The sequence below is a fragment of the Streptomyces sp. L-9-10 genome, assembly GCF_004151105.1.
Classification (GTDB): domain Bacteria; phylum Actinomycetota; class Actinomycetes; order Streptomycetales; family Streptomycetaceae; genus Streptomyces.
This window is the reverse complement of the sequence record NZ_PHRF01000026.1, coordinates 215,639-238,843: the sequence shown is the minus strand read 5'-3', so window position 1 is coordinate 238,843 and position 23,205 is coordinate 215,639. Positions and strand designations below refer to the sequence as shown.

Below are 23,205 nucleotides of genomic sequence, written 5' to 3'. Positions count from 1 at the left end.
AGGCATGAATCCACAGACGCACCGAGGACGAACCGGCCGCAGGTACGGCCGTGAGCGGGAGGAAACCTCATGAAAATCTTCCAGCCGATGCTCTTCGTCGGCCTGGGCGGCACCGGTGGCCTGGTCGGCGCCGAGCTGGAACGCAAGCTGCGCGCCGAACTGTGCGGTCCCGACGGTGTCGCGCTCAGCCATCTGAGCGGCCACGCCCCCTACCAGCTGCCCGACTGCCTCCAGTTCGTGTACGCGGACTACAGCGAGTCCGACCTCCAGCGGCTGCCGCAGTTCAACGTGGACCCGTCGCTGCGGGCCGCGTACGCCCGTACCTCCCGGGCCACCCACAACCTGCTGCCGAACTTCGACAGTTCACCGGAGGTGACCAAGATGCTGCGGGCGAGCCTGCGCGACGAGGTCGCCGACTGGCTGCCGCCGCGCATCGACGAGCCGAAGGTCACCCCGCTGCACAACGGCGCGGGCCAGCTGCCCACCGTCGGGCGCGCGGCGCTGTTCGCCACGCTCAGGCACAGCCTCACCCCGGTCCTCGAACCCCTGCTCCAGGCCATCGACGCGATCGCCAGGTCGGCCGGCGAGCTGAGCGAGCTGGGCGGCGGAAAGGTCACCGGCTGCGATGTGTTCGTCGCCTTCTCGGTGGCCGGCGGCACCGGCGCCGGGATCTTCCTGGACTATCTGCACCTGATCAACTACGCGTTCCAGCTGCGCCGCTTCGACGGGGTCAAGATCTACCCGCTGGTCGTGATGCCGTCCTCGTTCTCCTCGTCCGCGGGCGGCGGCCGGGAAGCGGAACTCAACGCGGCCCGCGCCCTGGTCGATCTGTTCCGGCTGGTGGACGGACAGAACGCGCCGACGGAGGGATCGGAGATCGGCGACCTGGACCATGAGTCCGGGCTCGGCATCCACTACCCGGGCATGCAGCCGATCCGGCTGCGGACCGGCATTCTGCCCACGGCCTTCCTGTTCAGCCCGACCGCGGGCATCCGCCAGGACGATCTGCGCCGCTCCATCGTCTCGCTCGTGATGTCGCTGATCGGCACCGAGCTGGGCGACGGCCGCTCCCGGGGACGGTCGACGGCCGCCGACGACGACTTCCAGACGTTCGCCGCGAGCTTCATCAACCGGGGCGTGCACCGCAGCGCCCTGTCCCCCACCGGCATCGGCAGACAGGGCGTCTCCACCAGTCTGGTGGCCTCCATGACCGCGCCCATGGACCAGCTGGCCGACCTGGTGGCCGGCCGGCTGCTGCGGGAGGCGGTCACCGATCTCGTGGAGCGGCCACGCACCGCGCTGCGCGAGACGGCGGTCCCGATGATCCGTCAGCTCTTCACCGACGCGTACCTCGAAGAGCTGTGGGAGCGCAAGCAGTTGACCGTGCCGGAGCCCGATCCGCTGCCGCGCGGCAGCAGGGCCATCGAGCAGGCGCTGGGCGAGCGGATCGCGGACATGCAGCGGCTGCTGTCCGATCTCCAGTCCATCGCCGACCGCCAGGCCGCGACGATGGCCGACCGGTTCGCCCCGCGCCCCGCCATCGACAAGCTCCTCCAGAGCGTGGACCCCTTCCTGGCCGAACGCGTCGTCAGGGGCGTCCCGGACAGCGAGGAACCGATCGCCCGGCTCGGCTTCCTGGGCATGCTCAACAGCCGCGCCACCGCCCCCCAGCGCCCGCCGGGGGTGACGGAACAGCCGCCCAAGAGCCCGCGGATCAAGGGCCGTCTCGCCGGAATGTCCCCGGCACGCTGGGGCGACGACGACGTACAGGCGGCCCTCCGGGACCAGGACACCTGGTACCAGTGGCGCAGCAGGACCGTGTGGCACGAGGCGTGGCGGGAGCAGCAGCAGCGCTGGCAGTCCCAGGCGGAGGTGGCGGGCACCGACCTCGGGCGGCTGGTGAATTCCTTCCGCAAACACTCCGACCGGGAACGCAAGGTGTCCGCGCAGAAGGGCCTCGAACTGTACGAGGACCGCACCGGCATCTCGTATCTGCTGCCGCCGCAGCGCACCCTCAACCACTTCTACGAGGACCTGGTCACCCGGATGATCCGCAGGGAGGGGCTGCGCGAGAACGACGACGAGGCCACGCTCCTGCTGAAGATGATCGACGGGGACACCTGGCGCCGGGTCCACTCGCTCAGCCGCCGCAGCCCGGACAGCGCGGTGGCGGTCGTCAAGGCGCAGCTGGAGGGCCGGATCACCCGGCTGTTCGCGGAGAGCGGCGAACAGCTGGAGGAACGCCCGCTGCTGCCGCCCATGAGCACCCTGCTGGCCGCCGCCGCGGGCGACACGGACGCCACGGACCAGGTCAGCAAGGAGGCGCTGGAACTGTTCGGCCGCAAACTGACCGGGCTGCTGCCGGTCGGCTTCACCCCGGAGGGCACAGGACCGCTCCGGGCCCTCGTCACGTACCCGCGCGTGCAGGCCGTGGAGGAGGTGCAGGAGTACCTCGGCAAGGCGCTGCGGCTGCCCTCCGACGCCAAGAACTCCGTGGAGTACCGGGGCGTGGAGAGCGACTCGATCACCGTGGTCCTCTTCCGCAGCGAGATGAGCCTCACGCAGGTGCCGGAGGCCCGCAAGGTGCTCAGGCAGTGGGCCAGGGCGAAGGATTCCGAGCAGGCCCAGGACGTGCTGCGGTGGCGGCAGCGGCTCGGCTTCCGGGACAGCTGGATGGTGAGCAGCGAGGACGACCGCCGCACCATCCTGCACCGGCTGCTGTGCTGCATGTGGAACGGCCAGGTGGACGTGGTCGACGGCGACTCCGCTTCGCCGGGCCGGGTGCGGCTGCGGCTGTTCCCCGAGACGGGCGAGAACGTGCCCGGCGTACGGCTGCGGCTGGGCGACTTCCCCGGCGGTGTGTCGAGCTGGGCGGAGCTGCTGCGCTCGTACGAACGCTGGACCGTGCTCGACGACGAGCGGACCGTCGAGGACTACTGCCGCGAACTGATGGGGACCCAGCCGGTCGGTCTCGCCAGGAGCGGCACCGATCCGCATCCGCTCTTCGTCGAACTGGTCGAGAAGATCGCCCCGCGCCAGCTGGAGCTGCTGGAGGACCGCCGGGAGCGCGGCGGCGAGCGGGTCGAGGGATGGGTACGGCCGCTGTGGGAGTTCTGGGCGGAGACGCTGCCCGCCGCGCTGGACACGGAGTTCGGGGACCAGCGCGCCATCCAGCCGACGCTGCGGACGCTGCTGGAGCACGTACGCGGCGGGACGCCGAAGCCGCGCGTCCGCAAGGAGCCTCCGGAACCCCGGCGCGCGGTGGCCGATGACGACGACTGGGGCACGGCGCCGCGCGCCTCGGCCGACGCGTACCCGGCGGGCGGCGGCCGTGAGACACACGGCGACCGCGACGGATACGGCGACGGGGACAGGTACGGCGGCGGTGACGGGCACGGCGAGCGCGAGGCGTACGGCGACCGCGACCGCGACCGGAACGGTGACCGCGACGGATACGGCGAGCGTGAGGCGTACGGCGACCCCGACCGCGACCGCGACCCGCGTGGCGACCGCGACGGATACGGCAACCGCAACCCGGGCGGCGGCCGTGATCCGGGCGGCGGCGGCAACCCGGGCGGTGGCCGCGACGGGTACGGCGATCGCGACTCGTACGGAGGTCGCGACTCGTACCGCGATCGTCCCCGGCGCGCCTCCGGGGACGGTGCCGACGGCCGTTCCGGCGGCGCGGACCGGCCCTCCGTGCCGTGGGACGACCCCGGCGACCCGGGCGATCCCGTCGATCCCCGCCGCCCGTACTCCGGCGCGGACCCCGATGCCCGCGACAGAGACCGCGACGGCGGCCTCGACCGCGACCGTGACGGATCCCGCCGCAACCCCTGGGACGGTGACGCGGAATGATCACGCAGGAGGAGATCGCCACCGTCGTCCATCTCGACCTGCGCGCCGGGGCGGCGGAACTCGACAGCCCCCCGGTCCTGCGGGCCAAGGTCGCCAGGCAGCTGGGCCTGGCCGGGCTGCCGGAGCCCGACCACCCGCTGTTCCTGGTGGTCGACACCCCGGCCGGGCTGACCGACCATCAGCGGCAGTACGAACTGATCACCGCCTACCGGGCCGTGGGCGAGGTCCGGATCCTCGTCCTGCTGGTGGGCAGCGCGCCCGGTTCGTACGCCGGTGAGAACGAGGCGTTCCAGCCGGACCGGCGGCTGCTGCGCCCCGCGCTGCTGCGGGGCTCCGGTATCGGCCTGCTGTGGGCGGGCGATCTGCGCTCCGCCCGTACGGCGCTCGAACAGCCGGCGCCCGACGACCCGGACGCGCTGGCGGTCCTGGTGGATCTGCTGTCGGTACCCGATGTCTTCCTGCGGGTGCTCGACGACCTCGGGTCGCTGCCCGACGCCGTCGCCGCGCCCGGGGTGCGGCTGCTGGAGCAGGATCTGCCACCGGAGGTGCGCGACCGGGCCTGGCGCGACGCGCTCACCCGCTTCGCGGGCGAGGACGGCCTCGCGGGCGGCGACGGCTTCGCGGGCGGTGACGGCTTCGCGGGCCAGGACGGCCTCACGGGCGGCGACAGCTTCACGGGCGGCGGCGGACGCGTACCGGACCTCGCGGTGACCACGTGGTCCGGCGTCGATCTGCCGGAGCCGCTGCGGGGCCTGGTGACGGGCCGGGGCGGCCCCGACCAGCGGCACCGGGTGGCGGGCGGGGTCGCGGACGACGCGTACCGCGCCTGCGCGGACGCCCTCGCCGACGCCGAGGACGCGCAGGCCGGGCTGCGTTCACTCCCCGGGCTGCTGAGCGGCGCCCGCAGGGAGGCGTTCGAGGCGGACCTCGACCAGGCCCGCCGGGCGCTCGACGGTTACCAGGATCTCGTCGGCACGGCCCTGCGCGGTGGCGGCTCCGGAGCGACGTCGTCCGCCGCCGAGGCGGCGGCCCGGCTCGCGGCCCTCGGTCTCCGGGTGCCCTCGGCCGAGGGTGTGGGCGAGCGGATCGGCGAGGGCCTGCGGGAGTTCGCCGGGAAGCTGCTCGGGCAGGGGCTGGCGCTGCGCGCGGTGGCCCAGCGCTTCACCGGGCTGGCGGGGCGGGTGGAGCCGGTGCCCGGTTCCGCGCTGCTGCCGAGGCTCGCCGGCCACTCCGCGGACGCGGTGGCCCCGCGCATGCCGACGGGCGGCGTCGCGGTACCGGGCCCGGTGGTCGTTCCGGTGGCCGCCGCCGCGGGGCTGCTCGGGGCCCTGTGGCAGGGACCGTTGGCGGCGCTGGCGGTCGTCGTACCGCTGGTGTTCATCGCCGTGGCGGTGCTCGGCGCGGCCCGGCTGCGGGGCGCGGGGCGGCCGGGCCACTGGACCGTGGGCCCCCGGGCCGCGGCGGTCGTCGGCGCGGTGGCCGGGGTGGTGGTGGCGTACGTCGCGGAACCCCCGCTCTGGCTGAGCACCGCGGGACTGCTGGTGGGCCTCGGTGCCGCGGTGGAGACGACGCGCCGGCTGTGGGGCGAGGCGGCCGACTTCTGGGCCGCCGGCCACGGGACCGCCGTACTGCGCCGGGCCCTGGACGGGCTCGACGGCCTGCTGGCCGAGGCGGTCCGTGAACACTGGGCCGCCGAGGAACGCCTGTACTGCGCCGACGCGGCCAGGTCCGTCGCCGGCATGCTGCGGGCGACGGCCGCCGCGGCGGACGCCGAGGCGGTGCCCGAGCCGGACAGGCCCGCGGTCGCGGACACGGGCGGCGCCGAACCGGCCGCCGAGGACGACTGGCTGACCAGCGCCTCGGGCCTGGAGACGGATGCCTTCGGCACGGCCGACGACGAGGACACCGACTGGGCGAGCGCGTACGCCTGGGAGGACGGCTCCTCCTGGGACGAACCGGCGAAGACGGAGAGCGCCGCCCGGTCCGCCACCCCGTGGGGGGACCGCACCGCCGGGGTTCCGCGCTGGCTCGACCGCGAGAGCGGCGAGGGCGGTCCCGAGCTGGTCGCCACCCTGGCCGGCGATCTGACGGACGCGGCGCTGGTCGCGATGGCGCCCTACTGGGGCGCCGTCGAACGCGGCCAGGCCGGCACGCTCGCCGTGGGGCGCACCGAGGCACGGGTCCGCGAGCTGCTGTCGACCGCGCGCCATCACCTCCAGCGCAACGGTGTGCTGGCCCCGCCCCCGTTCGCCGCCGCGCACCGCACCCGCACGACGTCGGCGAACCTGCTGGGCACCGACCCGCACCGGGTCGCGGAGCTGGTCGGCGCGGAGGCCGACCGGCGGATCGTGGTGCAACTCTCCTCGCCCGAGCAGGGAGCACTGCTCAGCCGCGACCCGGCGGCGGCGGTCTGGATCAGATTCGCCCCGGAGGCCGTGCGCGGCGAGGTCGAGAACGCCTGGCACACCAGCGGTTCCGGCCAGCCGGAGGAAGCGCTGTGGACCTCGTCGGGGCGGTACGCCGGTCTGATCCGGCTCACCCCGCTGCGGATGGGGGTGGTGGACACGGTCCGCTCGCGCCAGAGCCCCCGGTCCGACCGGGGGGAGGCGTACGGGTCCGACCGGGTGGACGCATACGAGTCCGACCGGGTGGACGCGTACGAACGAGGAGACGCGTACGGACGAGAGGACGGCGAGCGCTGGTGACCAGAGTGACCAGAACCCCGCACCGTAGCCGCTCGACGCACACGTACCGACGAAAGGACGGCGACCGCCGGTGACCAGCACCACCCTCTCCTTCACCGTCCCCTCGGGGCGCCGCCGCACGGCCCCCGTCCGCTTCGGCCGCGAATCCCGCCGCGATCCGCTGCTGCCCCAGTGGATCCGCAAGGGCCTGCTCGACGACGAGGGACAGCAGTGCCTCCAGGTGCGCCTGCCCGCCTCCGCCGCGGCGAACCCGGCGGCGCGCGCGCTGCTGGACGCGGAGGCGGGCACCGCCCTGCATCTGCACCGGGTGCTCGACACCACCGAGTACGCCGCGCTCTTCCCGAAGGTCATCGGCTACGAGCTGGACACCGCCGAGCCGTTCCTGCTGTACGCCGCGCCGCGCGGCGAGCCCGCCGTACGCACGCACGTGATGTCCGCGACCGACCAGCCGCGCTTCGCCCGTGACCTGATGCTGGCGCTGTGTCTGCTGGACGGCCAGGGCCTGGTGTTACGCGGCATCTCGCCCGCCAATGTGCTCTGGGACGGTACGTCGGTCCAGCTCTGGGGCCTGGAGGGAGCGGCCCGCGCCGGACGGCCGAGGACCCGGTGGGGCCGGGCGCCCTACTGCTCTCCGGAACAGCGCGGGGGCGAGGGCTTCGCCGACTCCCGGGACATGGTGTGGAGCGCGGCCCAGGTGCTCTACCAACTGGCGACCGGCCGGGCCGGTCCCGCCGACCGGGCGCCCGCCGATCTCGGCGAACACCGGGTGCTCGCCGAGACGCTGCGGGGCGCCTTCGCCCCGCTGGCGGCCGACCGGCCGACCCCCGACCGGCTGCTCGACCTGCTGGCGCCGGGCGCGGCCCGGCGTATCGCGCTCACCGTGCCCGCCGACGAGACGCGCCCGCACCAGGAGGCGTTCGAGCAGGCGCTGCGCCTCAAGCGGCTGGCGCCCGCTACCGAATCCCACGACGGCCCCGGCCCGGCGGCCGAGCGCGCCAACGGCGAGGTGCTCTGCCCGTACTGCCTGGAGACCATCCAGCTCGACCTCACGTCGCTGTTCGTCACCGACAGCAGGATGCAGTACCAGCCGCTCGACCCCAAGAGCATCGGCAACTCCCTGCGCCGCCAGGACGTCATGCGCGGCGCCGTCCAGAAGTGCACGGCGGACCCGGACTTCCCCGAGCACTTCATCCCGGTGCCCTACCTCACCTACGGCCGGCCGCTGACGGTCGCGATGGTCGGCCAGTCCTCCACCGGCAAGAGCCATCTGCTGACCCAGATGATCGCGGAGATCACCGACGGCGGTCTGGAGCCGTTCGGTCTGAAGTGGCAGTCCGTCAACCCGGAGCAGCACGCGCGGTTCGTACGGGAACGGGTGCAGCCGCTGCGCAACGGCAAGGTCCTCGACCACACCGGCGCCCTCGGCCTGGACGGCTTCGCCCGCTTCGTGGAGTCCCTGCTGATCACCGACGTCCACGGGCAGGTACGGCCGGTCGCCTTCTTCGATCTCGGCGGCGAGGATCTCGTACGGACCGACGCGGCGCTCCGCTTCCTGCTCGGGGTCGACGCCATGATCTTCGTCGTCGATCCGGCGCTGGCACTCCCGCTGCCGCATCTGGACCACGCCAGGGAACGCTGGGGACTTGAGGTGAACCGGGACGGCGATCTGGCCTTCGGCACGGTCCTGGACCGGCTGCCGAAGAGCGGGCCGTATCTGGACGTGGCGGCGGCGATGGTGCTCGGCAAGGCCGATCTGCTGCGGTTCCAGCCGCCCGTGGACCGGTGGCTGGACAAGGCGCCGGCCACCTCGCTCGACCCCGCGCTGATGCGCGAGGAGAGCCAGGACGTGTACGGGCTGCTGCGCCGGCACGCGGGCCAGGCGTGGCTGCGGCCCTTCGACGCGATCCGCCGGTGCACCCTGCATGTCGCGTCGGCCACCGGCGGCCAGGAGGAGCACGGCCGCTATCCGGCGGGGGCGGGACCCCGGCGGGTGCTCGAACCGCTGCTGTCGCTGCTGGCGATGCACGGGCTGATCGACGTGCCGGGCGGCGCGGAGGAGTTCGCCGTGGGGACGGCGCCCGCGATGGAGGCGGCGCCGACGTCGCCGGAGACCGCTGTGGGCTCCGCGGGCTCTGTGGGCTCTGTGGGCTCTGTGAGAGAGGGAGCGAAGTGAACGACTTCGAGGAGCAGCGGCCGTCCCGGCGGACGGCGGGCAGCATGAGCGGGGCGGCCGGCAGCGGTGCCACGGGCTCGGGCTCGGGCTCGGGCTCGGGCTCGGTGCACCAGGTGGTCTTCCGGTGGGACGGCAACCAGGGCCGCCAGGGCACCGGAATGACGGCCGTCGCCCACTCCTGCCCGGCCGGACGCGCCGAGGAACTGGGCCGGGAACTGGGCCCGTTGCTGTGGGTGTCCGGTACGGCGGCCCCGCGGCAGAGCGTCGTACGGGTGCTGTCCCGCGACGGCGACGTCATGCTCGTACAGCGCTGGCCCACCACCGACCGGGGCGGCCGGCCAAGCACCGTCAGCCATGTCCTGATCGGTGACCCGAAGACCCTCAAGACCCGTCAGTGTCTCGGGCTGGCACACGGCGGCTGGGGCAGCCGGGAGTCCGCCGAGAAGGCCGCCGGACGGCTGCGCGCGGTGGAGTCCGCGGAGCTGGACGCGGTGGCGCGCAAGCGGCTGCCCGGGATGCGGCAGCAGCTGCCGACGGTCCGGAACGCGCTGATCCTGGTCACCGCGGAGTGGCTGCGCGATCCGGCGCAGCGGGTGTCGCTGCTCACGGACGAGGCGAAGCAGCCGGGCTGGCCGGACCAGGACGCGGCGCCGCTGGTCTATCTGGGGCTGTTCATGCTCTTCGGTTCCTGGCTGGGCCACGAGTGGACGTTCGCCACGTACGACACGGTCGACACGCATCAGCTGCGGCTGACGTCCGTCCCGCGCTGGGAGCCGGACGCGGGCGGGTCGGGTCCGCTGGCCCGCGTCATGGGGCGCTCACCGGCCAACCCGCAGTTCGAGCACATGGCGGCGGCCCGGCTGGTGGACCATGTCCTGGCACACCCGGCGGACGGTCCGGGAGTACCGCAGCTGATCGACGGGCTCAGGGACGGCGCGGGGCTGGAGTGGGCGCGGCGGCGCCTCCTGCTGAAGGAGATCCTGTACGCCGACCGCCGTGAACCGCCCCGGTCCGCGACCGCCGCGCCCACATCCACACCCACGGCACCGGAGCCGGAACCGGAGCCAGAACCCGCGCCCGTACCCGCACCCGTATCACCACGGGAGCGGGAGCGGGAATGGGAACCGGAACGAGAGCGAGAGCGGGAACCGGAACCGACACCGAGGCCGACGTCGGAGCCCGCGCTCGCCACCGGCTATCCGCTGACCGCCCACGAAGCACGCTCGCTCCACGCGGAGCTGCGCGTCCACCGGCGCGGGAACATCACGCAACGCGGCCTGCTCGCCGACCGGTTGCGCACGCTGTCCGACGAACTGCTCCTGGACGAGCTCCGCTCCGCCGAACTGCCGCAGGACTCCGTGGAACTGCTGCTGGACGAGCTGGGAGGCGACCACCGCGTCCGCGTACGCCGGACGAGCGTCCAGCACGAGCTGTGCGCGGAGGTGCTCCGCAACGGCCTGTACTACACGCCGAACAGGCAGGACGCGGAGCCTCTTTCGAGGACAGCCATGGCCAAACGGGCGGCCGACCTCTTCACCTGGGCCGTCGCCCCCCTGGCCCGCGACGAACGCTATCTGCGCGATCTCCAGGAACTGCTGCACCGCATGGTCCGCGACCGCCACCCCACGGCGGGCAACTGGCTCTGGCAGAGCGTCATCACGCCCGGAAACGGCCTGGCCCCCGATCTGCCGCCCGTCGTGTGGCAGCAGATCCTGCGCGACGTGATCAGCCAGAACACCGCCCCGGCGTCCGCACCCGCCACAGCCCAGGCGCCGCCCGTCACCCACCAGCCGTCCCAGCCACCCCAGCCACCCCAGCCGCCTCAACTTCCTCAGCTGCCGCGAATGCCGCAGACGGTCCCCGGGACCACCACACCCCAGCCGCTCTCCTCCGGCCACCCGGCACCCCCCACCCTCACGACCCGCCTGTCCGAACTGGCGACCAACCCGGGCTGTGTGATGGGAACCGGCATCGGCGTGATCGTGATCGCCGTGCTCATCGGGGTGCTGGTCCTGGTGTGACGACCGCCGCCGCCCTCTTCGGCGAGCGCAGCCCGAACGCGCTGACGAGGGCCGCGATCAGAGCCGCCGCGAACGGGACGACCAGCGCGGCCCGGTACCCGTCCAGCAGGGCCGCCGGCGCGTCCCCGTCGGTGGCGGCGACGTTCACGGCCGTGACCGCCGAGAGGCCGAGCGCGGCGCCGAACTGGAACGAGGTGTAGAGCAGGCCGCCGGCCAGCCCCTGCTCGCGCTCCTCGATACCGTCCGTGGCGGCGATGGTCAGGGGGCCGTACGCGAGCGCGAAGGCCAGCCCGAGGATGATCAGGCTCGGGAACATCGCCGGATACGTCCAGTCGGCGCCGACCGGCAGGAACAACGCGTAGGCGAGCGCGGCCAGCAGCAGCCCGCCGAAGATCACCCTGGCGTTGCCGAACCTGGCCACCAGCTTGGGCGTGAGAGTGGGCGAGAGGATCGCGTCGATGCCGATGACGATCATCGCGAAACTCGTCTGGAGCGTCGACCAGCCGCGCAGCTCCTGGAGGTACAGCACCACCAGGAACTGGAATCCGAAGAAGCCGGCCGCGAACAGCAGCGCGGACAGGTTGGCGCGCACCAGCGGTCCGCTGCGGAAGATGCCCAGGCGTACGAGCGGTGAGGCCGAGCGCCGCTCGACGGCGACGAAGACGGCGAGGAGCACGAGGCCCGCCGCGAGCGTGCCGAGTGTCCCTCCGATCCCGGTGTGGGAGGCGCGTTCGACGCCGAGGACGAGCAGCACGATGGCCGCCGTGACGCTGACCGAACCGGCCAGGTCGACACGTTCTCCGGTCCGGTCCGGCCGCGGCGACCCGGGCAGCAGCGCGAGCGCCGCCGTCAGGACGAGGAAGGACAGGACGACCGGCGCGAAGAACACCCACCGCCAGTCGACCGCGGTGAGCAGCCCGCCCACGACCAGACCGACCGAGAAACCGCCCGCCGCCGTGCCGGAGTAGACGAGCAGGGCCTTGTCGCGCCGCGGGCCCTCCTCGAAGCTCGTGGTGATGAGGGACAGTCCGGCCGGGGTCATGAAGGCGGCGGCGACGCCGGTGACGAACCGCGCGACGATCAGCGTCCAGCCGTCGGTGGCGAACCCGCCGAGGCCCGAGAAGAGCAGGAAGACGGTGAGCCAGAAGACGAACATCCTGCGTCGGCCGAAGAGGTCGGCGGCCCGTCCCCCGAGCAGCATGAAGCCGCCGTATCCGAGGACGTACGCACTCATGATCCACTGCAACTCGCCGGTGGACAGGCCGAGTTCGGAGCGGATGGCGGGAAGGGCCACATTGAGCATGGCCACGTCGATGCCTTCCAGGAAGATCGCACCGCACAGGACGAACAGCACGCCCCAGTCACGCGCACTCATCTGAATTCCTCGATGGTGTAGGGAAGTTCTTGGCTCAGCCACCATCGATCAGGGGCTACGGGGGAACAACGGCGAAGATCGCAACGTTCGTCAAGCCAGGCTTACCGATCCGGCGGGCTCACCGATCCCTCGGGCTCACCGATCCCGCGGGCTCATCAATCCGGGGGCGTCCATGGAGCGCGTTGAACTGGAGTGCTTTCTCATCCTCGCCGAGGAGCTGCATTTCGGCCGCACGGCGGACCGGCTGCGGCTGTCCCGCGCCCGGGTGAGCCAGCTCGTGCAGCGCCTGGAGCGCCGCGTCGGCGCCCCGCTGTTCGTCCGTACGAGCCGCCGCGTCGCCCTGACCGCCCTCGGCCGGCAGCTCCGTGACGACCTCGAACCGCACCACCGCGCGGTCGGGGCCGCCGTCGCACGGGCCGCCGCCACCGCGCGCGGCATCAGAGGAGTGCTGCACGTCGGGTTCTCCGCCCCGCTGGCCGGGGAGATCGTGATGAAGGCCGCCGAGGCGCTGCGCGCCCGCCATCCCGAGCTGGGCGTGGAGATCTGTGAGGTACCGCTCTCGGATCCGTTCGGGCAGCTGCGCAGCGGTGAGTTCGATGTCCAGCTCACGGAGTTCCCCGTACACGAGGACGATCTGGGCGGGGGTCCCACCCTGCTCACGGAGGGGCGCGTGCTGGCGGTCCCCACCGGGCATCCGCTGTCCGCCGACGGGAAGGTGTCGCTCGAAGACCTGGCCGGCGTGCCGTTGCTGACCATCGCCGGTGAACTCCCCGGCTACCGGCTGGAGCAGCGCGTGCCGGCGTGCACGCCCAGCGGCAGACCGATCCGTCGCGGCCCGGCCGTCACCCAGATGCAAGAGGCGCTCATGCTGGTCGCCGGCGGCAAGGGGGCCCTGCTGGCAGCCGCGCACTCGGCCACGTACTACGCGCGGCCCGGTGTCACCTACCTCCCGTTCGCGGACGCCGACCCCATCGGGTACGGGCTGGTGTGGCGGGCCGGGGACGACACCGGGGCCGTCCAGGCCTTCGCGCGAGCGGCGTTCGATGTGGCGAGGGACGCCCAACTCGCCCTCTGATCATCCGCGTTCACCCATACTGATGAATACGGATACTTTCACGGACGTACTGCCCTCCACCTCGCATAGTGAAAACGCATGCACGCCGGTCACAGCCTCACGGAGGGCGCGACACCATGCGTACGGAAGCACTCAACCGGGTCAAGCTCGTCTTCACCCTCTTCGACGTCAATGGCAACGGACACCTCGAAGCCGACGATTTCGACCTCATGGCGACGCACGTCGTCCGGGCGGTGCCCGGCGCCGACGACACCGCGAAGAACGCGATGGTGGCCGCGTTCCGGACATACTGGACGACCCTGGCCGCCGAACTGGACGCCGACCGCGACGGCAAGGTCAGCTTCGACGAGTACACGGCCTGCGTCCTTTCTCCGGAACGCTTCGACGAGGCGGTCAACGAATTCGCCGAATCACTGGCCGCCCTGGGCGATCTGGAGGGCGACGGACTGATCCGCCGGCCCACGTTCGCCGCGCTCATGACGGCCATCGGCTTCCGGCTCGCGAACATCCACGCCCTCTTCGACGCGTTCGGCCCCACGGACGCGGACCGGATCGCGCGGGCGACCTGGGCCGAGGGCATCAGGGACTACTACCACCCCGACAAGGCGGGCATCCCGGGTGACCACCTGGTCGGAGACCCGGCGGTCTGACCCGCCGTACGCGGTGACGTACGCGGTGAGGGGACGGGGTACGGATCCGGCGAGGACGGCCCCGTACTCCGCGCGTCACGGCGTCGCCGCCCTCCGCAGCGCGTCGAGCAGCCCGCGCAGCGCGATCGGGTCCGGGCCCGGTCCCCGTACCGCCGCATAGATCGCCCTGACCGGTTCCGGGTTCCTGACCTTGCGTACGACCACGGCGGGATGGTGGCCGGCCAGCCCCGTGACCGGCACCAGACTGACGCCCAGCCCGGCGGCCACGAAGCCCTGCGCCGTGGCGTAGTCCTCGCTCTCCACCACGAAATCCGGGCTGAAGCCGGCCGCGCCGCACGCCGTGAGAATGGCGTCGAGGCACGGGCCCGGCCACTCGCTGGCGACCCATGGCTCCTCGGCGAGATCGGCCAGTTCGAGCACCCGCTTCGAGGCGAGCCGGTGCCCCTTGGGGAGTACGGCACGGTATGTGTCGTCGAGAAGGTGCACGAACCGTACGCCGTCGACGAACACCCCGCCCCTCGGCCCCCTCGCCCTCTTCGGCTCCCCGTGCTCCCCGCGCTCCCCCCGCTCCCGCGGCTCCCCGGGCTCCCTCGGCCGGACCACGAGCGCCACATCGGCCCGGCCCTCCCTCACCTCCGGCAGCGGATCGTCGGAACCGGTGAGCCTCAAGTCGACCTGTAAGCCCGGGTGTTCAACGCGCAGCTCGGCCAGCGCGGGGGCCAGCAGAGTGGCTCCCACCGTCGCGAAGTAGCGGACCACCACGCGCCCGGTCCGCCCGGCCCGCAGATCCGCCAGCGCGGTCTCCGCCTCCGCGACCTGTCTGCCGATGAGAGCCGCGTACTCGGTGAGCAACCGCCCGGCGTCGGTCGGCCGCACCCCCCGGCCCGACCGTTCCAGCAGCGTGATCCCCGCCTCCTTCTCCAGCGTCGCCATCTGCTGGCTGACGGCGGAGGGCGTGTAGCCGAGATTCCGGGCCGCCGCGGTGACCGAACCACTGGTCACCACCGCCCGGAGCAATTGCATGCGCCGCATATCAAGCATGCAGAAGAGCTTAACGGTGAGTGCAGTTCTTTTCGCTTGTCTTACGACAGCCTCCTGGGACACCGTAAAACCCCCACCCCACCCCCGCTCCGTCCCGCAGGAGGCACGCCATGCTCAGCGGCTCACGCACCACCCTTCTCCGCATGGCCGTTCTGGCCCTGCTGTGGGGATCGGGCTTCCTCTGGATCAAGGTCGCCCTGACCGGGGGTCTGTCACCCCTCCACATCACCGTCATCCGCTGTGCGCTCGGGACCGCGGTCCTGCTCGCCCTGGCGTTCTCCGCCCGCCAGCGCCTGCCCCGCGACCGCGGGACGTGGGGCCATCTCATCGTGGCCGCCTTCTTCTGCAACGCCCTGCCGTTCTTCCTCTTCGGCATCGGCGAACAGACCGTGGATTCCAGCGTCGCGGGCGTACTCAACGCCACAACACCCCTCTGGTCCCTGCTGATCGGCCTCGCGCTCGGCACGGAACGCGGGCTCCGGCCGCTCCGGCTGGCCGGTCTGCTCCTCGGCTTCGCCGGCACCCTGCTCATCTTCGCGCCCTGGCAGCGGAGCGGACTGACCAGTTGGGGCGCCCTGGTCCTGCTCGGCGCCGCCGCCAGCTACGCGGTGGCCTTCGCCTACATGGCCCGCCATCTCACGGGCCGGGACACCGCGCCGCTCGCGCTCTCCGGGGCCCAACTCCTCGCCGCGACGGGCCTGACGACCCTCGCGCTTCCCACGGCACCCGCGGCTTACGGCGGTCCCACCCTCACCGCGGTGATCGCCGTCGTCGTCCTGGGCGTTCTGGGCACGGGCGTCACGTTCCACCTCAACTACCGGCTCCTGGAGACCGAGGGCCCCACCACGACCGCCACCGTCGGCTATCTCCTGCCAGTGGTCTCGGTGACCCTCGGCGCGATCTTCCTGGGCGAAGAGCTGAGCGCCCGCGTCCTCGCCGGCATGCTCATCGTGCTGATGGGCGTGGGTATGACGCGCGGCCGGGAACGCGGCCCGGCGGAGCGCGTGCGCACGGCCTGACCCGCGTACGGCCCGAGCCGCACACGGCCCGATGCTCACACGGCCCAACCCGCGTACGGCCCGGTGTTCACACCGCCTCGCGTCGACCCACCACCGAAAGAACGGATCATGCAGCCCCATTCCCCCTGGCGGATGGCCGACTTCCGCACGCTCTTCACCGCGACCGCCCTCAGCCAGCTCGGTACGAACACCGGCTACGTCGCCGTCCCGCTCATCGCCGTCACCACACTCGACGCGTCCCCCGGCCAGGTCGGAGCCCTCGCCACCCTCAGCACGGTCGCCTTCCTCCTCATCGGACTGCCCGCCGGGGCCTGGGTGGACAGGATGCGCCAGCGGAGCGTGCTGATCGCCGCGGATCTGGCGCGGGCGGCACTGCTCGCCTCCGTTCCCGTGGCCTGGTGGCTCGACGCCCTCACGCTCACGCAGTTGTACGTGGTCGTCGTACTGACCGGCTGCGCCACCGTCTTCTTCGACATCGGCTCGCAGAGCGTGCTGCCGCGGCTGGTCGACCGCGAAGGGCTCGTCCAGGCGAACGCCGCCGTGATGACCCTCATCGCCGTCGGCAATGTGAGCGGACGCGGCGCGGGCGGCGGGCTCGTCCAGTTGCTCACGGCGCCCGTGGCCCTCATATGCACCGCCGTCGCCCATCTGGCCTCGGCTCTCCGGCTCACCGCCCTGCGCCGCGCACCGGCGCCTCCCCCGCACCCGGGGCAGCCCACCCGGCTGAGCGCCCGGATAGCGGAAGGTCTGCGCCATGTCCTCGGCAACAAGGAACTGCGCGCCCTCGCCCTCACGGCGTCCCTCGCCAACCTCGGCTCGCAGATCATCAACACCATGCTGCCGGTGCTGTTCATCCGCGAACTCGGCCTTCCGGCCGGCGCGCTGGGCCTGTTCTGGGCGGTGGGCGGCGCCGGTCTGCTCCTGGGCGCCCGCTGCGCCCGCCCCCTCGCCGCACGGCTCGGCCACGGCCGCGCGCTCGCCGTCGCCGGGCTGTGGCTGGCCCCCGCGGGACTCCTCGTACCGCTCATCGACGACGGCGCCGGTCTGTGGGTGGCGGGTACTGGCTATCTGCTGGCCATGGTCAAGACGGGCATGGACAACGTGCTCGGCGTGAGCCTGCGCCAGCGGATGACCTCGGACGCCCTGCTCGGCCGCATGAACGCCACCTTCCGCTTCCTCCTCACCGGCGCGCTCGCCGTCGGCTCCGCCCTGGCCGGCCTGTTCGGCGAACTGGTCTCCGTACAGAGCACGCTCTGGATAGGCGGCGCCGTCCTGGCGGGGGCGTTCCTGCCGACCTTCCTCTCCCCGGTCCGTACGCGACGCGAGCTTCCCGAGCCGCCCGCCGAGAGCCGGCACGCCGCTCCGGGCCGATGACCGTGCCCACCGTCCTCACTCGTTGTGCAGCACCTTCGCGATCGTCAGACGGGCCGCCGAGCGGGCCGGGACCAGGGCGCCCAGGGCGGCGATCACGATGCCCGTCAGCGCGAGAAGGGCCAGTACGGGGGCGCGCCAGACGTCCGTCATGAAGGCGGGGAGCGAGACACCCGCCGCGTCGGTCATGGCGGGCATGATCAGGCCGTACGCGCCGATGCCTGCCGGGATGCCGAGCAGGCCGCCGACCGCGCCGAGCGCCGCCATCGAGGTCACCACCATCACGCTGACCTGACGCGGTGTCATCCCGAGGGACTTGAGCGTGCCCAGATCCCGCCTCCGCTCGCGGGTGTTGAGGAGGACGGTGTTGAAGACGCCCAGCGCCGCGACCGTCGCGAGGAGCACCGTCAGCGCCGAGGCGGAGCCGATGATGATGACGGCGTCGCGGTTCGTCTCCGGGAGGGCCACGGGGTTGAGCCCGGGGTCCGCCGCCCTGACCGAGGCGTTGTAGGCGGCGACGTCGGTGCCCGGGGCGAGCCGGATCTCGTACTGATTGGCCTCGCGGTCCGGTGCGAACGCGGTCAGCGTCTCCCAGTTGGACCGGAGCAGGTCGGGCATGCCGTCCATGGACTCGCCGACGATGGTGGCCGACGCCTTCTCGCCGCCCAGCATGAACGTGACCCGGTCACCGACGTCCAGGCCGCGCTTCTTCAGGAACGCCGGCGGAGCCACCACCTCGCCCGGTCCTTCCAGCCAGCGGCCCTTGGCGACCGTGTCGCCCAGGGTGTCCGAATCGCCACGGAAGAACTGGCAGCTGACGTTCTCGGTGTACCCGGCGAGTTTGACGTCGATCCACGCGTCGGCGGTCACATGGACCGTGCCCGGCAGCGAGCGCAGCAGGGCTTCCGTCTCGACGTCGCCCTGTTTCGGCGCGGGCTCGCCGAACCGGGGCTTGCCCACGTACACCACGGTGTGTACGTATCCGACCCGCTGCACGGCCTCGCCGTACGCGGCCATCGTGCTGGACAGTCCGGTGGCCAGCGTCACCGTGGTCACACCGAGGACGACGGCCGCCAGGGTCAGGGCGGTACGGCCCGGCCGTGCGAACGGCAGGCCGAGGCCCAGGCTGACCGGGCGCGGCAGCCGGGTGCCGGCGAGCGCGCGCTGTACCCGGCGCCCGCGTCCGGCGCGTGGCGCGCTGCCCGCGCTGATCGCCCTGGCGGCGGACAACCGGTGCGCGCGCAGCGCGGGGACGAGCGCGGCGAGGACGACCAGCACGGGCATGCCGAGCAGCGTCACGCCGTACACCCACGGGCTGATGCCCACCGCGAGGTCCTGGGTCCCGATCCCCATGAAGACGCTCTTCAGCAGGGGTTGTGCCGCGACGCCGCCGAGGAGCGTGCCGGTGACACAGCCGACGGCCCCCGGCACGAGCACCATCACGAGATAGACGGAGACGACCTGGTTCGGTGTGAAACCGAGCGTCTTGAGGACCCCGATGTGCCGGAGCCCCGCGATGACCGCCCCGCTCACCACATTGGCGACGATCAGGACCGCCACCACCAGACCGAGGACCCCGAAGGCCAGCAGGAAGGGCACATAGGCCGCGGCCGCGCGGCCGACGTCCCGCTTGATGCCGAGGTACGACTGCGAGGCGAGCGGCGACGCCGGCAGGTCCGCCGTGGCCGAGCCCAACGCCTTCTCGATCCGGCCGTCCGTGGTGGAGGACGAGCCGGTGAACCGGTAGAGCATCTGCGTCGCGGTCGGGTGCAGGGCCGCGATCTGGTCGGGGGAGACCCAGCCCTGCGCGGACCGGCTCAGACTGCTGGCCCAGCCCACGACGGTGAGTTCAGGACCGCCGGGGACGCTGATCACCGTACCGACATCCCGTTCGGCGCCCAGTGCGTGCAGGACGATCTCCCCGGGGCGGGTGGCCCAGCGTCCGGCCAGGAGGCGCACCCGGTCCACCGGACCGCCCGGATCGGCGCGCCCGACGACCGTGAGGGGGCCGGTGACCGTGCGCGGACCGGCCGGCGGCTCGGATCCCTTGTCAGCGGATCCCTTGTCGTCGGAACCCTTGTCAGCAGGTCCCTTGTCAGCGGCGGCACCGGCGTCGGGGAGGGTGATGACGGCCTGCTCGAACGGACCCGCCGCCGCCTCCACCCCCGGCCGCCGCGCCGTCGCCGCCAGTTGGGCGTCCGAGACCCCTGCCCGGTCGAACGACGCGACGACATGGGCACCGCGCTGCTGCGCGAAGGCGCGGTCGAAGGGCGCCGAGGCAGCTTCGAGCAGTCCGAGGGCCACCACGATCGCCACCGTGGAGGCGAAGACGACGAGACCGATGACGACCGTCTGGATCCTGCGGCGCCGGACGGCCGCGCGCGCGGCGTGCCATACGGCGCTCATACGGTCCGCTCCGAAGACTCCGTACGGTCCGAACGCTCCGTACGATCCGCGCGCATCGTGTGTTCCTTGTGTTCCGTACGCTCCAACCCGCGTTCACCCGCCACCCGGCCGTCCGCGACCTGGATCACCCGGCTCGCGCACCGGGTCGCCATCCGCTCGTCGTGCGTCACCAGCAGCAGCGTCTGGCCTATCTGGTTGAGGTCGAGCAGCAGATCCATCACCTGCTCCCCCGCGCGGCTGTCCAGGGCGCCGGTCGGCTCGTCGGCGAGCAGCAGGGCCGGCCGGTTCATCAGGGCGCGGGCGGCGGCGACCCGTTGGCGCTCACCGCCGCTCAGCACGGCCGGATAGGCGTCGCGCCGGTCGGCGATGCCGAGTTCGTCGAGGAGTTCCAGTGCGCGCTTGCGGGCCCGCGAGGCCGGTACGCCGGTCAGCTGCGCGGCCAGCGCGACATTGTCCAGCGCCGGAAGATCGTCGAGCAGGTTGAAGAACTGGAAGATCATGCCGATCCGACGGCGCCGGAACAGCGCGAGCCCCTTCTCGCTCAGCCGCCCCAGATCGTCACCGTGCACCATGACGGTCCCGGATGTCGGACGGTCCAGCCCCGCGACCATATTGAGCAGCGTGGACTTGCCACAGCCCGACGGTCCCATCACCGCGACCGACTCCCCCGCGCGGATCTCCAGCGACACGCCGTCCAGTGCCGTGGTGTCGCCGTACTCCTTGCGCACATCCGTGAGCCGGACGGCGGCCGCCGCCCCGGCGGTCCGACCTCTGTCGTCTTCGGTTTCGGTAGCCATGGCATGAAGCTTGGAGGAGCGGTACGGGCCGCACGTCCCTCCCCGGAGGTAACCTCCCGGTCGCGTCATCCCACGGATGTACGGTGCTGGACCTGGGGATTGATGCGTGCCACGGGGCCGTCTGCGAAGGTGACATCCGTGGGGATATCCGGGACGGGCGGGCTGATCGCCGCCCTCGTGGCGGCCTGTGCGGCCGTCGGCTGGCTGGGCGTGGCGCTCGTACGGGCGCGCAGGCTGCATCGCAAGGCGCTGGAGGACCGGCGCTGGCTCCTCGAACGCGAACGGGAGAGCGCGGCCCGTACCGCCGTGGACACCGAACGGGCCAGGATCGCGCAGGAGTTGCACGACATCGTCAGCCACAACGTGAGCGTCATGGTCGTCCAGGCGGGAGCCGCCCGCGAGGTGCTGGACACGCTGCCGGACGAGGCCGCCGCGGCGCTGCTGGCCGTCGAGGGCGCGGGCCGTGACGCGATGACCGAACTGCGCCATCTGCTGGGGCTGCTGGCACCGTCGCAGGACGGTGCGGACGGGGACGACGACAGCGCGGGCGCCCTCTCGCCGCAGCCGAGCCTGAGCCGGCTCAGCCCGCTGATCGACCGGATCGCCTTCGCCGGGCTGCCCGTCGAGGTGCGCGTCTCCGGAGAGCCGCGCAAGCTCCCCGCCGGGATCGATCTCACCGCGTACCGGATCGTCCAGGAGGCCCTGACCAACGCGCTCAAGCACGCCGGCGGCGGGAAGGCCGAGGTGACAGTGCGGTACGCGGACCACTGTCTGCGGGTGGAGGTGCTGAACAGCGGGCCGAGCGTGCTCGCCGGAGACCGGCCCGCGCCGAGGGAACCGGCCCCGGAGGAGCGGGGCGGAGCGGGCCGCGGCCTGCTCGGGCTGCGGGAACGGGTCGCCGTGTACGGGGGCGAGCTGGACGCCAGGCGGCGCCTCGGTGGCGGATACCGCGTTCGGGCGCGGATACCGTTGGACCGGCCAGTACCGTTGGACCGGCCATGAGCACCGCCCCCGGCACCCCGCCCCGGCCCCCGTCCACAGCCGAGCCCGCGCCCGCACCCACGCCTCGGCCCGCGCCCGCGCCCGCGAGCGAGCCGGCCCCCCGTGTCCTGATCGCCGACGACCAGGCCCTGGTCCGTACCGGCTTCCGGCTGATCCTCACCATGCGCGGCATCGACGTGGCCGGCGAGGCCGCCGACGGGGCCGAGGCGGTCGAAGCGGCCCGCAGACTGCGCCCGGACGTCGTCCTCATGGACATCCGTATGCCGAACATGGACGGTCTGGAGGCCGCCCGGCGCGTACTGGAGCAGAACCCGGACTGCCGGGTGCTCATGCTGACCACCTTCGACCTCGACCGTTACGTCTACGCCGCCCTGGCCCTCGGCGCGAGCGGCTTCCTGCTGAAGGACGTCACCCCGGAGCACCTCGCCGCCGCCGTGCGCCTCATCAACACCGGTGACGCGCTGCTCTCCCCCTCGATCACCCGGCGCCTCGTCGAACGGTTCGCCTCCGGCGGCGACCGGCCCGGCCACGCGCCCGGACTCCCCGCCGTCCACCGTGATCTCACGGCCCTGACGCCCCGCGAGCTGGAGGTCCTGACCCTCATGGGCGGCGGCCTCTCGAACGCCGAACTCGCCCAGCGGCTGACCCTCAGCGAAGCCACCGTGAAGACCCATGTCGCCCGTATCTTCGCCAAGCTCGCCCTGCGCGACCGTGCCCAGGCCGTCGTCCTGGCCTACGAGACGGGCCTGGTCTCCCCCGGAGGACCCGCCGCGTAGCCGGGGGCCCTCCGGGTGCCCACCGGTCCGCACACCGTACGTACACCCGTACGCCGTGCGCACGCTGGGCTACCCTGGGCCGCCGGAGACCCGCAGGAGCGCGGGGCACCGAGAGCGGAGTGCGCATGCCGGCCGACGACCAGCCGTTCCCGTCCGTGTGGACCCGTCCGCGCAGGCAGCGGCGGGAGCAGCCGGCCCTGAGCCGGGAACAGATCGTCGCCACGGCACTCCAGTTGCTGGACACCGAGGGCATCGACGCCCTGAGCATGCGGAAGCTCGGTACCCGGCTGAACGCGGGCGCCACCTCGATGTACTCGCATGTCGCCAACAAGGACGAGCTGATCGAGCTGGTCGTGGACGAGGTCTACGGCGAGATCGAACTGCCGGACGCCGGAGACCCGGAGCGGTGGCGCGAGGCCGTCACCCGCTGCGCCCACAGCCTGCGTTCCGCGTTCCTGCGGCACCCCTGGATCGTCTCCGTGCTCGGTGAGGTGGGGATGGCCTACCTGGGTCCGAACATGATGCGGCTGTTCGAGAGCCTGCTCACCGTCTTCGAGGAGGCGGGTTTCCCGCTGCCCGAGGCCGACCAGGCCGTGAACACCGTGGTCTCGTTCGTCATCGGGGTGTCCACCAGCGAGGCCGCGTGGCTGACGATGCTCGCCCGCAGCGGTCGGAGCGAGCAGGAGTGGACGGAGCGGCTGTGGCCGGCCGCCGAGCGGGCCGTGGCACCGTACCCGCGCTTGCGCAGGCTGTACGCCGCCCAGCGCGGACAGGACATGGGCGGTGCCCGCGAGGACGGCTTCGACGGCGGACTGGCCTGCGTACTCGACGGCCTGGAGACCCGGCTCGCCCACTGAGCCCCGCGCGCCGGGCGGCATCGGCTTTCGCGCAGAGGCGAGGAATCGTCACTTCGTTGCGATGTCACACATATCGATC

The 23,205-nt window shown here is 72.6% G+C and carries 15 protein-coding genes; 11 read left to right on the top strand and 4 right to left on the bottom strand.

The window, feature by feature from the left end; translation table 11 throughout:
* The first annotated feature begins 69 nt into the window (after window positions 1-69).
* From CU044_RS06285 to CU044_RS06270, 4 genes are all read left to right on the top strand, one after another.
* Window positions 70-3,858 (top strand): tubulin-like doman-containing protein, encoded by a 3,789-nt coding sequence (locus CU044_RS06285; RefSeq protein ID WP_129767427.1) that lies wholly within the window; start codon window positions 70-72, stop codon window positions 3,856-3,858.
* Window positions 3,855-6,563, top strand: a complete 2,709-nt coding sequence (locus tag CU044_RS06280) for a hypothetical protein (RefSeq protein ID WP_129767426.1) — start codon at window positions 3,855-3,857, stop codon at window positions 6,561-6,563. The genes CU044_RS06285 and CU044_RS06280 overlap by 4 nt, the downstream gene beginning before the upstream one ends.
* A gap of 70 nt (window positions 6,564-6,633) precedes the next feature.
* A complete protein-coding gene (locus CU044_RS06275) occupies window positions 6,634-8,736 on the top strand; it encodes a hypothetical protein (RefSeq protein ID WP_240045381.1) in 2,103 nt (700 codons plus the stop codon).
* Window positions 8,733-10,757: a hypothetical protein gene (locus tag CU044_RS06270; protein WP_129767425.1), complete on the top strand. Its 2,025-nt coding sequence runs from the start codon at window positions 8,733-8,735 to the stop codon at window positions 10,755-10,757. The genes CU044_RS06275 and CU044_RS06270 overlap by 4 nt, the downstream gene beginning before the upstream one ends.
* On the opposite strand, the gene CU044_RS06265 is transcribed toward CU044_RS06270, so the two are convergent.
* Complete coding sequence (locus tag CU044_RS06265; protein WP_129767424.1) at window positions 10,732-12,132, bottom strand: MFS transporter; 1,401 nt, start codon at window positions 12,130-12,132, stop codon at window positions 10,732-10,734. The two genes, CU044_RS06270 and CU044_RS06265, sit on opposite strands and share 26 nt — an antisense overlap.
* A 172-nt stretch (window positions 12,133-12,304) precedes the next feature.
* Here CU044_RS06265 and CU044_RS06260 point away from each other — a divergent pair, with 172 nt between their 5' ends.
* Window positions 12,305-13,207, top strand: a complete 903-nt coding sequence (locus CU044_RS06260; RefSeq protein ID WP_129767423.1) for a LysR family transcriptional regulator — start codon at window positions 12,305-12,307, stop codon at window positions 13,205-13,207.
* 116 nt (window positions 13,208-13,323) lie between these two features.
* Window positions 13,324-13,857, top strand: coding sequence for an EF-hand domain-containing protein (locus tag CU044_RS06255; RefSeq protein ID WP_129767422.1), 534 nt, complete (start codon window positions 13,324-13,326; stop codon window positions 13,855-13,857).
* Between the two features lie 75 nt (window positions 13,858-13,932).
* On the opposite strand, the gene CU044_RS06250 is transcribed toward CU044_RS06255, so the two are convergent.
* Entirely contained in the window at window positions 13,933-14,898 is a 966-nt protein-coding gene (locus CU044_RS06250) for a LysR family transcriptional regulator (protein WP_129767421.1), read from the bottom strand.
* Between the two features lie 143 nt (window positions 14,899-15,041).
* Here CU044_RS06250 and CU044_RS06245 point away from each other — a divergent pair, with 143 nt between their 5' ends.
* Window positions 15,042-15,917 carry a DMT family transporter gene (locus CU044_RS06245; protein ID WP_129767420.1) on the top strand — a complete coding sequence of 292 codons (876 nt, stop codon included), beginning with the start codon at window positions 15,042-15,044 and terminating at the stop codon, window positions 15,915-15,917.
* 108 nt (window positions 15,918-16,025) lie between these two features.
* Window positions 16,026-17,291 carry an MFS transporter gene (locus tag CU044_RS06240; RefSeq protein ID WP_129767419.1) on the top strand — a complete coding sequence of 422 codons (1,266 nt, stop codon included), beginning with the start codon at window positions 16,026-16,028 and terminating at the stop codon, window positions 17,289-17,291.
* A 15-nt stretch (window positions 17,292-17,306) separates the two neighbouring features.
* Here the strand turns inward: CU044_RS06240 and CU044_RS06235 are convergent, their stop codons facing one another.
* Both CU044_RS06235 and CU044_RS06230 read right to left on the bottom strand, forming a co-directional pair.
* On the bottom strand, window positions 17,307-19,694 hold the full coding sequence (locus tag CU044_RS06235; protein WP_129767418.1) for an FtsX-like permease family protein: 2,388 nt from the start codon (window positions 19,692-19,694) through the stop codon (window positions 17,307-17,309).
* Window positions 19,691-20,491, bottom strand: a complete 801-nt coding sequence (locus CU044_RS06230; RefSeq protein ID WP_129767417.1) for an ABC transporter ATP-binding protein — start codon at window positions 20,489-20,491, stop codon at window positions 19,691-19,693. The genes CU044_RS06235 and CU044_RS06230 overlap by 4 nt, the downstream gene beginning before the upstream one ends.
* A gap of 138 nt (window positions 20,492-20,629) precedes the next feature.
* Between CU044_RS06230 and CU044_RS06225 the strand changes: the two genes are divergently transcribed.
* The 3 genes from CU044_RS06225 (at window position 20,630) to CU044_RS06215 (ending at window position 23,126) form a co-directional block, all read left to right on the top strand.
* Window positions 20,630-21,493, top strand: a complete 864-nt coding sequence (locus tag CU044_RS06225) for a histidine kinase (protein ID WP_240045380.1) — start codon at window positions 20,630-20,632, stop codon at window positions 21,491-21,493.
* On the top strand, window positions 21,490-22,269 hold the full coding sequence (locus CU044_RS06220) for a response regulator transcription factor (RefSeq protein WP_129767415.1): 780 nt from the start codon (window positions 21,490-21,492) through the stop codon (window positions 22,267-22,269). Before CU044_RS06225 ends, CU044_RS06220 begins: the two co-directional genes overlap by 4 nt.
* A gap of 125 nt (window positions 22,270-22,394) precedes the next feature.
* Complete coding sequence (locus CU044_RS06215) at window positions 22,395-23,126, top strand: TetR/AcrR family transcriptional regulator (RefSeq protein ID WP_129767414.1); 732 nt, start codon at window positions 22,395-22,397, stop codon at window positions 23,124-23,126.
* Window positions 23,127-23,205: the final 79 nt, after the last annotated feature.

Bases quoted from the DNA above. Each gene is read 5' to 3' on its own strand.
- CU044_RS06280 (WP_129767426.1), top strand. From the start codon at position 3,855: ATGATCACGCAGGAGGAGATCGCCACCGTCGTCCATCTCGACCTGCGC.
- CU044_RS06230 (WP_129767417.1), bottom strand. From the start codon at position 20,491: ATGGCTACCGAAACCGAAGACGACAGAGGTCGGACCGCCGGGGCGGCG.
- CU044_RS06265 (WP_129767424.1), bottom strand. From the start codon at position 12,132: ATGAGTGCGCGTGACTGGGGCGTGCTGTTCGTCCTGTGCGGTGCGATC.
- CU044_RS06235 (WP_129767418.1), bottom strand. From the start codon at position 19,694: ATGAGCGCCGTATGGCACGCCGCGCGCGCGGCCGTCCGGCGCCGCAGG.
- CU044_RS06240 (WP_129767419.1), top strand. From the start codon at position 16,026: ATGCAGCCCCATTCCCCCTGGCGGATGGCCGACTTCCGCACGCTCTTC.
- CU044_RS06255 (WP_129767422.1), top strand. From the start codon at position 13,324: ATGCGTACGGAAGCACTCAACCGGGTCAAGCTCGTCTTCACCCTCTTC.
- CU044_RS06220 (WP_129767415.1), top strand. From the start codon at position 21,490: ATGAGCACCGCCCCCGGCACCCCGCCCCGGCCCCCGTCCACAGCCGAG.
- CU044_RS06245 (WP_129767420.1), top strand. From the start codon at position 15,042: ATGGCCGTTCTGGCCCTGCTGTGGGGATCGGGCTTCCTCTGGATCAAG.
- CU044_RS06250 (WP_129767421.1), bottom strand. From the start codon at position 14,898: ATGCTTGATATGCGGCGCATGCAATTGCTCCGGGCGGTGGTGACCAGT.
- CU044_RS06285 (WP_129767427.1), top strand. From the start codon at position 70: ATGAAAATCTTCCAGCCGATGCTCTTCGTCGGCCTGGGCGGCACCGGT.
- CU044_RS06260 (WP_129767423.1), top strand. From the start codon at position 12,305: ATGGAGCGCGTTGAACTGGAGTGCTTTCTCATCCTCGCCGAGGAGCTG.
- CU044_RS06215 (WP_129767414.1), top strand. From the start codon at position 22,395: ATGCCGGCCGACGACCAGCCGTTCCCGTCCGTGTGGACCCGTCCGCGC.